The organism is Haloferula helveola, assembly GCF_037076345.1.
Taxonomy (GTDB): domain Bacteria; phylum Verrucomicrobiota; class Verrucomicrobiia; order Verrucomicrobiales; family Akkermansiaceae; genus Haloferula; species Haloferula helveola.
This window is the reverse complement of the sequence record NZ_AP024702.1, coordinates 2,340,359-2,354,193: the sequence shown is the minus strand read 5'-3', so window position 1 is coordinate 2,354,193 and position 13,835 is coordinate 2,340,359. Positions and strand designations below refer to the sequence as shown.

General features: G+C 61.8%; 15 protein-coding genes. 1 reads left to right on the top strand and 14 read right to left on the bottom strand.

The window, feature by feature from the left end; genetic code table 11:
- Positions 1 to 213: 213 nt before the first annotated feature.
- The 14 genes from HAHE_RS08615 to HAHE_RS08550 all read right to left on the bottom strand — a co-directional run bounded on the left by HAHE_RS08615 (position 214) and on the right by HAHE_RS08550 (position 12,565).
- On the bottom strand, positions 214 to 903 hold the full coding sequence (locus tag HAHE_RS08615) for a GDSL-type esterase/lipase family protein (protein WP_338690221.1): 690 nt from the start codon (positions 901 to 903) through the stop codon (positions 214 to 216).
- A gap of 91 nt (positions 904 to 994) precedes the next feature.
- On the bottom strand, positions 995 to 1,933 hold the full coding sequence (locus HAHE_RS08610; protein WP_338690219.1) for a hypothetical protein: 939 nt from the start codon (positions 1,931 to 1,933) through the stop codon (positions 995 to 997).
- Positions 1,934 to 1,964: 31 nt separating this feature from the next.
- The gene (locus HAHE_RS08605) at positions 1,965 to 3,146 is read right to left on the bottom strand and encodes a DKNYY domain-containing protein (RefSeq protein WP_338690217.1); all 1,182 of its coding nucleotides are present in this window, start codon (positions 3,144 to 3,146) and stop codon (positions 1,965 to 1,967) included.
- Positions 3,143 to 4,876 (bottom strand): sigma-70 family RNA polymerase sigma factor, encoded by a 1,734-nt coding sequence (locus tag HAHE_RS08600; RefSeq protein ID WP_338690215.1) that lies wholly within the window; start codon positions 4,874 to 4,876, stop codon positions 3,143 to 3,145. Before HAHE_RS08600 ends, HAHE_RS08605 begins: the two co-directional genes overlap by 4 nt.
- A 92-nt stretch (positions 4,877 to 4,968) precedes the next feature.
- Positions 4,969 to 5,430 carry a VOC family protein gene (locus tag HAHE_RS08595; protein WP_338690213.1) on the bottom strand — a complete coding sequence of 154 codons (462 nt, stop codon included), beginning with the start codon at positions 5,428 to 5,430 and terminating at the stop codon, positions 4,969 to 4,971.
- A gap of 82 nt (positions 5,431 to 5,512) precedes the next feature.
- The gene (locus tag HAHE_RS08590) at positions 5,513 to 6,388 is read right to left on the bottom strand and encodes an endonuclease/exonuclease/phosphatase family protein (protein ID WP_338690211.1); all 876 of its coding nucleotides are present in this window, start codon (positions 6,386 to 6,388) and stop codon (positions 5,513 to 5,515) included.
- Positions 6,389 to 6,644: 256 nt separating this feature from the next.
- Complete coding sequence (locus HAHE_RS08585; RefSeq protein ID WP_338690209.1) at positions 6,645 to 6,935, bottom strand: hypothetical protein; 291 nt, start codon at positions 6,933 to 6,935, stop codon at positions 6,645 to 6,647.
- Positions 6,936 to 6,984: 49 nt separating this feature from the next.
- Positions 6,985 to 7,512, bottom strand: coding sequence for a hypothetical protein (locus HAHE_RS08580; protein ID WP_338690207.1), 528 nt, complete (start codon positions 7,510 to 7,512; stop codon positions 6,985 to 6,987).
- A gap of 128 nt (positions 7,513 to 7,640) precedes the next feature.
- Complete coding sequence (locus tag HAHE_RS08575; protein ID WP_338690205.1) at positions 7,641 to 7,973, bottom strand: hypothetical protein; 333 nt, start codon at positions 7,971 to 7,973, stop codon at positions 7,641 to 7,643.
- A 205-nt stretch (positions 7,974 to 8,178) separates the two neighbouring features.
- Positions 8,179 to 8,610, bottom strand: a complete 432-nt coding sequence (locus HAHE_RS08570) for a hypothetical protein (protein WP_338690203.1) — start codon at positions 8,608 to 8,610, stop codon at positions 8,179 to 8,181.
- A gap of 239 nt (positions 8,611 to 8,849) precedes the next feature.
- The gene (locus HAHE_RS08565; protein ID WP_338690202.1) at positions 8,850 to 9,479 is read right to left on the bottom strand and encodes a DUF4272 domain-containing protein; all 630 of its coding nucleotides are present in this window, start codon (positions 9,477 to 9,479) and stop codon (positions 8,850 to 8,852) included.
- Positions 9,480 to 9,807: 328 nt separating this feature from the next.
- Positions 9,808 to 10,818: an NADPH-dependent aldehyde reductase Ahr gene (gene ahr / locus HAHE_RS08560; protein ID WP_338690200.1), complete on the bottom strand. Its 1,011-nt coding sequence runs from the start codon at positions 10,816 to 10,818 to the stop codon at positions 9,808 to 9,810.
- A 146-nt stretch (positions 10,819 to 10,964) separates the two neighbouring features.
- Positions 10,965 to 11,405: an SRPBCC family protein gene (locus tag HAHE_RS08555; RefSeq protein WP_338690198.1), complete on the bottom strand. Its 441-nt coding sequence runs from the start codon at positions 11,403 to 11,405 to the stop codon at positions 10,965 to 10,967.
- Between the two features lie 134 nt (positions 11,406 to 11,539).
- On the bottom strand, positions 11,540 to 12,565 hold the full coding sequence (locus HAHE_RS08550) for a hypothetical protein (RefSeq protein ID WP_338690197.1): 1,026 nt from the start codon (positions 12,563 to 12,565) through the stop codon (positions 11,540 to 11,542).
- A 159-nt stretch (positions 12,566 to 12,724) separates the two neighbouring features.
- Here HAHE_RS08550 and HAHE_RS08545 point away from each other — a divergent pair, with 159 nt between their 5' ends.
- On the top strand, positions 12,725 to 13,828 hold the full coding sequence (locus HAHE_RS08545; protein ID WP_338690195.1) for a hypothetical protein: 1,104 nt from the start codon (positions 12,725 to 12,727) through the stop codon (positions 13,826 to 13,828).
- Positions 13,829 to 13,835: the final 7 nt, after the last annotated feature.

The window sequence follows — 13,835 nt, the reverse complement described above, 5'->3', positions numbered from 1 at the left end:
AGCCTACGGCCGTTCGGATCATCCACGCCCCGGAGCCCCGCAGAGTAGGAATAGCGCACTTGGGTTCCGGGGCGCGGTCGGAGCCGCGCGGTCCTTTCAAAGGCAAAGAGAAGCGGAATTCCGGATCCTGCGCTGACCAAGCCTTTGCGTCTTGGCGACTTTGCGGTTCAACATTTCAGCCGCGGACAAGCGAGGGCGCTTGTCCCTACCTTCTTACTTATCGGCCGGGACTGGTGCTTCCTTACCGGTCAGGCTCTTGAAAACCGCCTTGGCGATGAGTTCCGCTCCCTCGGTATTCGGGTGCACCTTGTCGGGGATCAGGTCGTCCTTTCCATCCAAGGCGGCGTGAACATCGACCACGCCGAGGTCGAGATCCTTGGCGATCTTCGCGACCACCGGGATCTGGGCTTCGGTGTTCGGCTCGTTGATGCCGAAGTTGCCGTCCTTCGCGATGTAGGGCGGGTAGCAGATGAAGATACGCGGCTTGCTTTCGAGCTTGGCGAAGTCGCCGACGAGGTCGCGGTAGTCCTTCTCGAAGTCGGCCTCGAAGTGCTTCCAGTTGTTCGGCTTGGTGTCGTTGGTGCCGAGCATGATGACCACCACGTCCGGCTTCGACTCGATGGCTCCCTTGTACTTCCCGCAGTTCTGGTAAGGCTTGTTGCCGCTGTTCATCAGCGTCGTGGCGCTCAGTCCGAAATTCTTCACCTTCCACTTGTCGCCCAGCATCTCCTGCATCTGCGAGGGCCACGACTGGCCGCGCTTCGCGCCGACGCCTTCGGTGATGCTGTCACCGACGCATGCGACCACGAGCGGCCGGTCGAACTTCGTCACGTCCACCGGCGTGTTGTCCTGCGCCCGGGCCGGCAGCGAGAAAAGCAGGGCTGCGGCGAGGACGAGTTTCATCGGTCGACGGAACGGGGATGCTTTCATGGAAATCATGCCCAACCATCTGTCGGAGATCCCGCCGGTTGTCAAATCAGGCGCGTCCGCCGACCTAGCGAGGCGGCTCAGCCTCGAGGTGTTTGCGGTAGCGGGCGAGTTGTTCCTCATCGAGGACCGCTCCCAAGGCCGAGAGCTCGCTCTCGATGCGTTCGGCCTTCCGCTTCTCGATCCACTGCAGATGCTCGGCACTGCCGTAGTCCCCAATGCCCGATGTCTCGGCCAGCTCCGCATTGAACATGTTCGCGAGGCCACGGATGTTGGATGAGTCCATGTTGGTCGCGAGTTGGCCGTAGGTGAGCGACATGAATGCCCGGGCGTCCGCTTCCTGCTCGACCCGTTCCGCCGCCTGTTCCATCAGAATGCCGAGCACCTCCTGCTTCTGGGAGTCATCCAATTGCACCACCGCATTGACTCCGGCCATGTCCCGGTAAGCCCGCGCCTCGACGGTCTCGCGCTCGCGCTTCGCCTCTCTCGCATCGAAGGCCGCCAATTCCCCACTCGAGAGAACGCCGACCAAATCCTCACGCAATCCCTTGTTGCGGATGAGCGCACAGATCTCCTTCACCAGCTCATTGCCATCGGCTCCCTCGTCCGAACTCATTCTCTTCAGCAGCTCAGCCAGCTCCTTCTCCCGACGCTCGAAGACCTCTTCGACACCCTTCGCTTTTCCGTCGGGGAGTTCGAGGTCCGTCACGAGATGTTTCGTCGTCTGCCCGAAGCCTTCGGAAGCCCTTTCCAGCCAGAGGTCGACCATGCGATCTCGCTCGACGATCGCCAGTTGTTCCATCGCCGTTGGCTCCTCCGCGGTGTCCCGATCCGTCCTGGTTTCAAGTCGGCCTGTGAGGGCGGGTCCATGCCCATCCGCACTTCCAGCTTCGCCGCTCACTTCCGGTGCCGGCGGAGTACCGTCATGGCTGCGTCTCAAGAGCAAGAGTCCGCCCGCGATGACCACAAGGCAAACGGCGGCGATGGAGAGGGTCTTGGGATTCATGCCGGAGTGCGAGTTCGATCGGTCGTGAAGTTCACTTCAGGTGTTTGCCCGCCTCGATCATTCGCTCGACGAGGTCCGGCCGCTCGAATACCGGGATCCGCCAATCGGGAACGGCCGGCACCTCGGTTTTTCCCGGCAGCGGTCCGGTCCGGACATTCTCCAGTCCCTTCGGAGTGACTTCCGCAGTGATGAGGCACTGCAGCTCGCGACTCGCGGGATCATAGCTATACGTTTCCGCCATCAGCTTGCCGTCCTCCTTGAAAACCGTCACCGGGACGGAGTGATAGGTGTCCGCCAGGAAGACGAGGTCGTCTGACTTCACCATACCGTCGTCGATCACCTTGACCGTGCCCGGCTTGGAGCGGGGGAACTTCATCATGTTCATGTGGATACCGTTCTTGTCCGAAAGGATCTGGTAGCCGTAGGGATTATGGAGGATGAGTTCGAGCGATGCCACATCGAAGCCCTTCATCAGCTCGCCACTTCGGTAGGCGTTGGTCTTGTCGGTCGCGATGAACGAGCCCCCGAGCACCTTGAAAGTGACCGGGTCGGCGTCCGCGATCGGCGTGGGACCCCAGTAGGCCCGGTTTTTGTCAGCGTAGTAGCCTGAGCTGAGGTGACGGAAGGTAGCGGGATCCGCACCGGCGATGATGTCGTAGGCGTAGTGGACGGAGTCCTTGTCTTTGAAGACCTGATCACCGTCGATCAACTCGACGCTGGCGGGGTCGGCTCCCTGCTGGATCGTTTCGAGATACCAAACGTGATCCTTGTCGCGGGCGAGGTTTCTCCCAAGCACATCGAAACTGCCGGGGTCCGCATCCTCAAGTAAGATGACGAGGAACTCGCCCGTGCTGACAACCTTGAAGTAAACGCGCTTCTCGTCGCGGGTGTATTCTTCCGACAGCGCTTCGAAACTCTCGACATCCAGACCCTCGGCGGTCGTGAACGGACCGTACTGGGAGTCGACGACTTTCTTGAGAAGCTCCGGAGACGGCATGTCGATGCGGGTCGCGTTGGCGCCGGTGCCGGTCGTGCCACCGCCGATGAAATGGATGGCGCCGTCCCGCTTCACGTAGCCGTGGCCGAGATCGACATCGCCCGGAAGGGGTTTGGCTGCCGCGCCATTGCCTGCGGGTTGTTTCTGCTGGCACGAAGCCACGGGGAGCAGGAGGAGCAGGGCGAGGGCGCTTGTGATGATCTTGCGGGAAGTCATGGTTCTTCAGGAGTGAGATTTATACTTACGCCGAAGTCGGCCAATACGCTTTGTTGTACGAGGTAGTCGTGGTAGCGCTGCGTCTGCCGCTCGTCGAGGACCGGCGCCAGCAGTTCCACGCGCTCGTTGATCCGCCCGCCGACGACTTCGATGATCCGTTTGTTGAACTCGGGCGAGCCCGGATTGAGCGGGTTGGGACCTTCGAAGACCTCGATGAGGAATTCCATCTCCGTCGGGTCCGTCAGGTCCATCTGGGTGGCGGCCTGTCCTTTCTCCATGGCGATGTAGGCGCGCTCGGCACCGTCCGCCATGAGGATTTGTTCCGACGATGCCTGTAGTAGTTCGAAGGCCCGGTCCTTCTGTTCCTCGCTCAGGGCGAGCACCGGTGCCAGCTTCGAGAACTCGGTGTAGGCATGGGACTCGACCTGTGTTTGCCAGGCCTTCGCCTGCCGCTCGTCAAAGGCGGCGAGCTGTTCTTCCGAAAGGATGTCCGACAGGTCCTCACGCAATCCCTCGCCCTGAATGATCCCGCCTGCCTTGGTGACCATGTCTCCTTCCTTCCGAAACGAGTCCTGCTCCGAATCTCCGGGCTGGGGGCCGGTATCGAGCGTGGCGCGGAATTCCTTGAGTCGGGTGTCCAGCACCTGCTTCACCGAGGCGACCTGTGGGGCAGTCAGTTCGAGATCGCCGGTCAGGTCCTTCAGGAGTTCCTCGTGCTTCACCGACAGCCGCCGCGTGAACTCGTCCTTGCCCGGATGCGGGCTCATCGCCTCAAGCCGCGCGAGTTCTTCGTTGGGTGAATAGTCCGGCGAGCCTCCGGCGGTCGTTCCGGTGCCTGAGGCAACCGGCGGTTCGGCCACGACGGGCATGGCGGCCGCCGTGTCTCCGGCAGGAGAGGGGAGGGATGTGCCGGTTTCCGTCGCCGGCGAGGAAGCCGTTTCCGTCGGGGGCTCGTCGCGGGTGGCGATGAAAGCGACGGCGCCTCCGAGGATGACGACACCCGCCGCGACGGCGGTGACTTTGCTGATGCTCATGGTGGTGAGGGTTGCGGTGGTGATGGCGGAGGCCAGCCCGGTGGAGGCCGCCTTGCCCGCGAGGTTCAGGCAGGCGGCGGGAGCGGCCTCGGCACAATGGCGGCTGATGCCCATGACCAACGCCGTGCCGGTCACGGTCACGCCCGCCTTGCGTCTGAAGAACTGGTTGAGCCGGTCGAAGGCGCGGCTTGTCCGCTTCTGCGCGGCGTCCTCGCTGATGCCGAGGGCGGTGCCGATGTGGTTGAAACTCTGGCCTTCGAGATAACGACGAACGATCACCTCGCGGTCGGCCGCGCGGAGGTGGTCGATGGCTTGATCGAGGACGGGGAGCAGCCTGTCGAAAGCATCCTCGTCATGAGTCGTCGTATTCATGTTGGCACTGGCGTAGGCTTCCTCCCTTTTGCGGATTCGCGCCTCACGGCGCTGCAGCTTCGAGACCTCGAACCGTGTGCTGCGGTGGAGCCAGCCGGTCAGGTTCCTTTCCTGCATCGACAGTTTCCTCGCCTTCTTGGAAAGGCTGAGCAGGACGTTCTGGGTGGCCTCCTCCGCCAGCTGGCGGTTGTTGGCCCGTCGCAGGCTCACCCCGAAAATCATGTCCACATGCCGGCGCGCGAGTTGCTCGAACGCCGCCTCCTCACCCCTCTGGCCGTAGGCGGCCAGGAGTTCGGTGTCGGTGGGATGTTGGGGATCGCTCATCGCCAAGGAGTCTCGATTCTACAGTGATACACCCGCCGGATCCCGCAATCCGACAAACAACCTGTAGTTTTTCGAAACCCCGAGCGGTCTACTCACACCACCAGGCTGCCGTCGGGATTGAATTCCCAACTCTCGGCCCACGCGACTTCCCAAAGGTGTCCGTCGGGGTCGGCGAAGTAGCCGCTGTAACCACCCCAGAACGTCTCTTCCGGTTCCTTCTCGATCGTGCCTCCGGCCTTCTCGGCCAGGGCCAGCACCTCGGCGACCTGATGTTTTTCGCGGGTGTTGTAGGCGAGGCCGACACTCGGCAAGAGGGATCGATCGAAGGCCCGGTCGACATCGATCGCCCGCTTCAGGTTCTCGGCCGCCATGTTCTCGTAGGGGTAAATGCAGAAGCAGAGTCCGTTCAGCTTGAAGCCAACCCAGTTGTCCTCCGGCTTGCGTGTGGTGGGAAACCCGAGACCCTCGGCGTAGAAGCGGTAGGACCTGTGGATGTCGCGAACGAAGAGTCCGATGATGCTGATGCGAGGTTCGAGTTTTGAAATGGGTTCCATGGTTGGACGAGGTAGGCGGCGGTCAGTTCGACGCGTCGCGGTTGCCTGCCAGTCTCTCCCGCTGGTTCCGGGTGCGACAAGCCTACGGTTCGGACCTGGTGTCCTCCTCCTCGGCCTTCCCGAGTGAAACCACCGCGAGCACCGGGAAGTGATCCGACGCCTTCCGGTCCACGTCGCGCAGCTGCACGGCGGATCGGACCTTGAAATCCGGGTCAACCATCACGAAGTCGATGAGCTTGTGGTCGGGGTCGGTTGTCAGCAGTGAGTCCCTGAGCGGTCGAGGACTCTTGGAGCTTTCGCCTGTATCGTTGGGCAGCGCTTTCTCTCCGAGGAAGAACTGCAGGGTCGGACTCGTTCGCCTGCAATTGAAGTCGCCGGTCAGGATCACCGGGTTCCTTTCGGCGGCCATCCGTTCCGCCAGCCGTACCGCGCTGATCCTGCGGGTGCTGCCGTCGCCGCGACCGTCGAGGTGGATGTTGAAGACCGTGAACGGCTGGCCGGTCCTCCGGTCGACCAGCCGTGCGAACGACGCCTTCCGGACGCCGATGTTGGTGTCGGGTTTCTCCGGACGGTCGTTGAGCACAAAGGCGCCGGACGAAGAAACGTTGAACCGATCTGCACGATAAAGGATCGGGTTGGTGTTGTTCAGCTTGCGGTCGTAAAGGATGCCATAGCCCGGGTTGTCTTCGGCCAATCCGACCTGTTGTTCAGGGCTGGTCTCCTGCAAACCGACGACGTCCGGCTGATGCCGCCGGAGGATGTCCCGAACCAGTTTCCGACGCTCCTGCCATACCGGCAGCGTCTTGTTTCCCGCGCGGACTCCGTTCTCTTCCCACATCACGTTGTAGCTCATCACCCGCAGATCGGTCGCCGCTACTTCCGCGGGTTCGGCGCCCATGCAAGGAACTCCCGCCAGCAAAAGGAGCAGCAGCATCAACATCAGAGCAGCCCGCTTCATCGTTGCGGACTGTCGTTCCGGACAGAGCGAGAGCAAGCTTTCAGCGAGCCTCCTTTGGAGTTCTGAGAACCGCGAATGGACGCCAATGGACGCGAATTTCGGGATGTAGATTCGAGGAACTGGATGCAACTTACTGTGGCCGCGACCGGCGCTAGAAACTTGCCGGGTCGGCACCCAAGCCATTCGTGTCAATTCGCGTCCATTCGTGGTTCAGATTTCTGCGCGCCGATCTCCCGGATGGCTGCAGCAGGACGATTCAATCCTCGTGCGCTTCCATCTCGGGTTCCGCGTAGACCTCGACCGAATACCGCTCGCGCAAGGCGCTCAGGACCTCGTCCACATGCGAACCGGCGGACGCCGACTTCACCTCGTGCGTCATCGCTGTGAAAGTATCCACCGCGACCTTCTGACCCCCAAGCTGGATCCATATCCATGAGTCGCACTGCAGCCCGCCCTTCACTCGATCGAAGCGCGACTCCAGAAAGGATAGCATCCCGTCGTGAACCGCCTCATAGGGTTGCTCATAGTGGATCTTGGCGAAGATCATGCGGAGGAAAGTTCAACAGCTGGAGAGCCGAATGACCGGCAACGCGAAATCAAGGTCCCTCGGCCGCTGCGGAGTTCGTCGCCCTCTTTCGCTGCCAGCGCCGGTAGAGACCTAGGAAGATCAGCCATAGCGCGACCCAAACAGGGATCACCACGACGAAGGGAATGTGAATCTCGTAGCCCTCGAAAATCAGCTCCTGCGTGTGAGTTCCAAGGGGAGCACCGGGGGGTGTGGAGCTGTCGTATCGGGCGAGGTGGTCCGTCTTCATCGCAGGAAACCATGGGCTTTCGATCACACCATGTTCGCCCACGAAGAAATGCTCGGTGCGTTCCCATACCCACTCGAAGGGTTGGGCCGGGGAGGTGTAGCGGGAGGCATCCGGCACACTGATCTCCAGCCGGACCCGGGAGCCATAAACGTTCAGCAGAAGCGATCGTGGCGATTCCCGACCACCGAAGACCGTCATGTGCCCCCTCGAGTCGACCCACGCCCAGACAAGGAAGGCGGTCACGCAGAGCCCGATCCAGAACCCCACGGACCTCCAGATCGGCTTCAGCCGGATCGCAGCGCTCGTCATCGCGGGAGGCTGAACGGAATCCGGGGATGGGCCAAGATTCATCGAAGCCGATTCAGGCCGGGTAATCGCCACGCTTCACGACGTTGATGTGCCCGTCACTCCCGAAGCGCAGGTCGTCGTTTCGACACCTACGGCTTCGACTCCACCAGCGAGCGATTGAAAATGCCAATGCGCCGGTCCACGTAGTTCTTGGTGATCTCGGACACCCGACCCTTCTCATCGTAGCGGACCAGCAGGCTCCAGTATCGGTCACCAAGGTCGATGCCGGCCTGGTCAAACCCCTTCACCTCCCGGAGCCAAGGATCGAGATCCGGCACCATTCCCTTCGCTTCGGAAGCGGTCATGCCCAACTTCACCGAGTCCCAATGCGACGGATAGTCGGGCGCCGCCAGGCTCCGGGCCATCCACCCGCCGGCAAAGCCGAGAGCGAGAATGAGCAGGGCAATGGCGGCGCGTTTCATCTCGTCTTGGCTTGGAAGGAACCATGAAGAGAAGGCATTGCCGGGACAAGGGCGGAGAGCTGGGGCGCCGACGGTCAGGAGGCAACAGGGCTGTTCTCCTCTGTCATTGTCTTCGTCGACATGTTCTACCCGGTTGGGTTGATTGGACGTGGAGATCATCAATCGCAGTCAGCGGCAGGCGTCGAACTTGCGAGAGCCGTGGTATTCAATTGTGGTTGATCTGAATGTACGCCCGTCCAGACGCGAAAGCCGCCAAGTAAGAGTCTGACTGATTGTTCTCCATTGAACAATACGCCACTTCGAATTCCTCAGGTGGCGTCCACCAGTCTCTGGCGAGGGACATCCATCCGATCCGGAGTTCACGCGGAAGCGACGTTCCGTTGATTCTGATGAGACCGTTCGCGGTCGCATGCTTTTCAAATTCTTCCTTCGTCATGTCTGCACGAATCCACAGCGTGAAGTCGGATTCATAAGAGTCGCGCTCATACTTCAGATTGGAGTATTCGCAATCCAGGCGAGGTTGATCGAGCCACATGTGGCACCACACCCCGCCGGCCATCGCGAGGATGACCCCGATACAAATGATCAGACCCCGCTTGGGGCTGATATCGGCAATCCGGCACTGTGGAGAAGTCAATGTGGGATCTCCGGTTTGGGGCTGACGCGTCGGCGTTCCCCTATCATGGCAGAACGTCAAAACTGAGGCGCCCCCGGTAACCGCACCGAGAGCGCTAGGAGTAATCAACCAGCTCCCGAAGCTAGCGGCAAGTGTGCGACACGGTCGCGGAAACGTCACGGATTCCGCACTCCTTCCGAAGTGTTCAACGAGGAACCTAAGCGATGCACTTCATTCTTGAAGCGAAGCTTGGATTATCGCTAGGTGTCCGATGGCACGTTATCCCAATCGGCCTCCACTCCTATGACCCAATCGAGGGCTCGTCGCCGCTCGCGCAGGAAGCGCTCTCGAACTGGAAACTCCGATGCGGAAAGTCGGGCGTTCCGAGCAGCCCAGTGCAGCCTGTAGTGAATGTCCGCCTGCTGGTAAATCTCGACAAACGGCCGGAGCGAAGCTGACGCGATGAAGTCGAATGGCTCGCTGAGCGGATCAGGAAACTTCGACCCAAGGTCATCGTCGCAGTCCTTGAAGTGCTCGAGGGGAGCAAGTCCGAGGCACCAAGCTAAACTCTGCATGCACTCAACGAGCCACTGGGCATCAATCTTCTCCTCCTCAGTGTGATCGTACCGTGTCAGCATGTCCCGTTCGTGTTCGGAAGCGGAGGTCATCAAGCCGAACCGCTCGACAGCATCACGAAGCATCTTGGTGTTGCCGCCGAAGCCGATCCCCACGACATGGCGGATGATCACGCAGCGCCGAGACACATCCTCAGCGCTCTGGGGAGAAAGCTCGTCCTCGGTCTCTAACGTAGGAAGATGATCGATGACCGGAAGACCCCATGAGCGGATCAGCTTGATGCTCTCTTGCTTTACGAGTTCAGGGTCGATCACGGGCACATTCTAGGGGCGAACAGTGTATTGTATCGATTCGTGGTTTCACCGGGAAACATCGAATCGTGGTTTCTCGGGTTCTAGCTTGCGGCCGTGGTGCGGTCAACGGAGGGGGAAGGTCGCGATGCAGATTGCGCAAGTTGATGAGAACGAACGGCTTCAGGTCGGATGGATTCCCGCAGGCTGATTGGCGGTGGACGGGTGCTGCGGTGAATCGTTCCGAGAAACCTCGAATCGTGGTTTCACCTGGAAACCACGATGCGGGATAACAGGGTAAAAACACGACCGTGGAACGTTGTGGAACTCGGAGCGTGCTCGATCGATTCGATCACCGCTCCAGCACGACCCGGTATCTCGCCTTGCCGGCGCGGAGGTGGTCGAGGGCGTCGTGGATCTGGTCCATCGGGTAAACCTCGGTTTGCGGAGCGATGTCGTGGCGGCCGCAGAAGTCGAGCATGTCGAGGACGGTCGCAGGTCCGCCGAGTGGTGAACCGGAGATCGACTTGCGCTGGCCGATCAGGGCGAAGGCCGGAACCGGGATCGGCTCCAGCACCGCTCCGACGAAGTGCAGTCGACCGTCGGGCGCCAGCGCGGCGAGATAGGCGTCCCAATCGAGCGGAACATTCGCGGTCACAAGGATGAAGTCGAATGAGCCGGCGATGCCTTCCATCGCTTTCGAGTCGCGCGAGTTGACCACAGAATCGGCACCGAGGCGCTTGGCTTCCTCCGCCTTTGAATCGGACGATGTGAACGCGGTGACGTGGCAGCCCCACTTGTCGAGGAACTGCAGGGCAAGGTGGCCGAGTCCGCCGATACCGACCACACCAACGCGGTCGGTCGGCTTCACACCGAAATGGGCGATCGGCCCGAACACGGTGATCCCGCCGCAGAAAAGAGGCCCGGCCTTGAGCGCGTCGAGGGATCCGGGAATTGGGATGGCCCAGCTCCAGTGGCAGCGGACCCGGTCGGCGAAGCCGCCGTGGCGCCCGACGATCGTCTGCTCGGCGTTGGTGCAAAGGTTGTGATTTCCCGCGAGGCAGTGCCGGCACGACATGCACGAGCCGGCGAACCAGCCGAGCCCGACGCGGTCGCCGACTTTCACGCCCTTCACGTGCTCGCCTGCGGATTCGACAATGCCGACGACTTCGTGTCCTGCGACGAGCGGGAAGACCGACTGGCCCCAGTCGTTGTCGATCATCGACAGATCCGAGTGGCAGATGCCGCAGGACTCGACGCGGAGCTCGACTTCTTCAGGGCCGAGCGGACCGGGCGTGTATTCGAAGGACTCAAGTTTGCCGCCCGCTTTCGGCGCGGCCCAGGCGTGGATGGAATCGGACATGGGTTTCGGTCGGGCGGATGGGGCGAAATGCAAGCGATGCTTCGAGGCCGCGCCCGAAGCGGATGGATTCTGGAATCGAGCTGAGGTGGTTTCCGCAGGTCCCCGTATATGGCTCGGAACCGGGCAAAACGAATGGGTCGGGCGATTCAGTCTGAGCTCTCGAGCATGCGCTTGAGGTTCGTCAGTTCCTTCAGCGCGGCGTCGCAGCCGGACCGGGCGATCAGGGGCGCCATCAGGAAGAACACGATCTTGAGAAACCCCTTCGCCTTCACGACCGAGGTCTGGGTGACCTTGGTGCGGCCGCCGAGATCCTCGAAGTCATAGTCGACCGCCATGTCGAACGACTTGCCGGTCATCGACACGCAATGCCTCGTAAACGGTTCGTGGCAGGTGACTTCGCCATCGAATTCCATGCGCTTGCCACGCTCCTCCGTCACCGTGTGGAAGGTGGTGCCGACTCCGATTTCCCCATCCGAGGTGACCTCATCCGAAACCACGATCTCGCTCCAGTCGGCGACGCGGTGAAGGGTGAAATCGAACACGGTCGCAGGGTCACGGTCGATCTCGACGGAAGCGGTGCTGCGCATGGCGGGGAGTAGGTGGTAAGGGTGTAATCTGCATCCCGAGGGCCGATGGAATCAAGAATCGAGAGTCCATGCGTGGCGCCCGTCTTCTGTGGAGCGGATCAAGCAGCTCGTCGGGGCTGACGGGAAGCAAGTGGTCACTCCGCCTCGTGGCAGATCATGCAGGGGTAGCTGTTGAGCACGATGCCCCGTCGCCAAACTTCCGGCGCCATCATCGCTTCGCGGGTCGGCTCGAACGCGCGGAAGAGTTCCACGTTGGCATCGAGGTTCGCGAGCCGGTCCTCGAGCAGCCATCGGTAGGGCCACTTCGGATAGTCCGGGTTGTGTTTCGCGTTCTCGTAGATGATGCGCGCCACGCGCGTGTTGCCCTGCTTCACCAGCATGTCGCCGAAGGCGAGGAAGAAGCCCTCGACATTGTGCGGTGCGAGCCGGGTATTGCCTACGGCCCGCTTGGTATCCGGATCGCTCTCGTTGGCGCGCACCTCGAGTTTGTCGGCGATGGTCGGGTTGGACCGGTCCATCGGTGCATGGTTGGTGATGTCCATGTTCTCAAACATCGCCTCGATGGCCTCTTCGAAGCGCGGGTCGTCATGCGGTCGGTTGCCCATGACGAAGGCGAAGGAGAAGAGATTGAAGGCCGGGTAGCGCTCGGCGCTTTCGCGCAGCGTGAAGTAGCCGTCGAGAAGCTGGCGGCGGTCGCCGTGGATCGCGCCCTCGCCCAAAGTCGCGCCGCCGATCCAGCCGTCGATCCGGGCATCGTCCGGCGCCAGCTTCTTGGCCTCGAGGAAGTAGCGCCGGGCCAGTGTCATGTCGTCGACGACCGTCGGCAGCATCGCCTCGCCCTGGCGGCTGCGCTCGGCGATCCTCCAAAGGTGGAGGTGGGCGATGTGGAGCGCGAGTTCCGGGTCGCGGGGGTTCTCCAGATACGCCGCCTTCTGGGCGACCAGCACCTCGCCGATCCGGTCATACTGACCGCGGTAGAAGACCTCGTCAAAGAGCGCCTCGGCCTGCGCCTTGGTGGCACTTTCCGCGGGATCGGCTTCCTTTTTCGGCTGGGAAGCGATCGCGATCCGCCGCGGGCCATCGGCGAGATGGAATGCGAGCCCCGCCGCTCCGAGCACGAGGATGCCGACGAACAAGGTCCACTTTACCTTCTTGGACATCACCTGCCATTCGCCGTCTGAGAGACCTTGCTGTCAAGCTTGCCCGGTTTCAGGAACGGCGATCTGCCGAGGATCTTCTCGAAACGCGGCGCGGGTCTGGTAGGTTTGCGATTTGCCGGCCGGAAGCGCCGGCCCAAGTGGATGCGTCGATCGTCTTTCATGCTCGGAGGATTTCTGGTGCTGCTCGCGCTGGTGTTGGGATGGCGTCTGCGCGAAGGATCCGCGGACAGCGCGGGGGAGGATCCTATCTACCTCAACTCTAGTAGTCGGGAGGCGGACGGGGAATCATCTGATGCGGTCACCGGCGGCAAGCTGGCGGTCCGGGAGGAGCGCCGGCCGCGCTCGCTCCTCGACAGGACGGATCTGTGGACCGCGGACGGTGCAGATCCGGCCGCGCCGGGTGGCGGCGGGTGGAAGTTCGAGGACGGCAAGCTCGTGTCCAGCGGCTCCGGGGCGATCTGTCGCCGGGTTGAGATGCCCCGCTTCGCCAAGCTCAGCTTCAATCTCGGGCAAGCCGAGAACCTGCGGTTTCAGATCCGGGTGCTGGCCGACGGGGTGGGGAAAGATGCCAAGAACCATATCGAGCTGACCGTGCGTAACCGTTACCTTTATGTGCGGGAACGGTGGAGTACGGAGCGTGCCGCTGGCAGCCGGACCCTCGGGACGGGCGGTGCCGTGGATCTTGGCGGAGAGGATGGCTCGACCATGATCGACCTCTTCATCTCGCGCGAGGACCGGGCGATGGTCGTGTTCGTCGACGGGAAGAGGAAGCTTGTCGCGTGGAATGCCGATTCAATGAGCGACACGGTGGGTGATTGGCTGGAGTTGATCTGCTCCGCCAGCAGCGATCTTGCGGTATCCGACATGACCCTGTCGGAGTGGAAAGGCCCCCTTCCGGATGGCAGTGACCTGCTTGCCGCTTTCGGCCAGACGCGTGAACGCTACTCCGCCATGGCGGCGGCCGCGTCGGAGTGGAAGGGCCTGAGGACGTACAGGATTGCAGGTGACCGTTTGGCGGTTCACGAAGGGAGACGCTCCTCATCCAGCTTCGAGAAGCCCCTCGATGATGAGACAGTGAGTCACTACCGGGACGTGATCCTGCAAGTGCCTCTCGCGAAGCCGGTCCCCGAAAATCCGGACATGGTCATCAATCCGTACACCGGGGAGCAAGTGAACATCCGGGGCTTTCCCCGCGACGCCGTGCTGAGGGATCCCGAGGACCCCGACCCGGAGCATGTGTTCCGGCTTGGGGCGCCTTATTGATCCGTTT

Bases quoted from the DNA above. Each gene is read 5' to 3' on its own strand.
- HAHE_RS08615 (WP_338690221.1), bottom strand. From the start codon at position 903: ATGAAACTCGTCCTCGCCGCAGCCCTGCTTTTCTCGCTGCCGGCCCGG.
- HAHE_RS08610 (WP_338690219.1), bottom strand. From the start codon at position 1,933: ATGAATCCCAAGACCCTCTCCATCGCCGCCGTTTGCCTTGTGGTCATC.
- HAHE_RS08605 (WP_338690217.1), bottom strand. From the start codon at position 3,146: ATGACTTCCCGCAAGATCATCACAAGCGCCCTCGCCCTGCTCCTCCTG.
- HAHE_RS08600 (WP_338690215.1), bottom strand. From the start codon at position 4,876: ATGAGCGATCCCCAACATCCCACCGACACCGAACTCCTGGCCGCCTAC.
- HAHE_RS08595 (WP_338690213.1), bottom strand. From the start codon at position 5,430: ATGGAACCCATTTCAAAACTCGAACCTCGCATCAGCATCATCGGACTC.
- HAHE_RS08590 (WP_338690211.1), bottom strand. From the start codon at position 6,388: ATGAAGCGGGCTGCTCTGATGTTGATGCTGCTGCTCCTTTTGCTGGCG.
- HAHE_RS08585 (WP_338690209.1), bottom strand. From the start codon at position 6,935: ATGATCTTCGCCAAGATCCACTATGAGCAACCCTATGAGGCGGTTCAC.
- HAHE_RS08580 (WP_338690207.1), bottom strand. From the start codon at position 7,512: ATGACGAGCGCTGCGATCCGGCTGAAGCCGATCTGGAGGTCCGTGGGG.
- HAHE_RS08575 (WP_338690205.1), bottom strand. From the start codon at position 7,973: ATGAAACGCGCCGCCATTGCCCTGCTCATTCTCGCTCTCGGCTTTGCC.
- ahr (WP_338690200.1), bottom strand. From the start codon at position 10,818: ATGTCCGATTCCATCCACGCCTGGGCCGCGCCGAAAGCGGGCGGCAAA.
- HAHE_RS08555 (WP_338690198.1), bottom strand. From the start codon at position 11,405: ATGCGCAGCACCGCTTCCGTCGAGATCGACCGTGACCCTGCGACCGTG.
- HAHE_RS08550 (WP_338690197.1), bottom strand. From the start codon at position 12,565: ATGTCCAAGAAGGTAAAGTGGACCTTGTTCGTCGGCATCCTCGTGCTC.
- HAHE_RS08545 (WP_338690195.1), top strand. From the start codon at position 12,725: ATGCTCGGAGGATTTCTGGTGCTGCTCGCGCTGGTGTTGGGATGGCGT.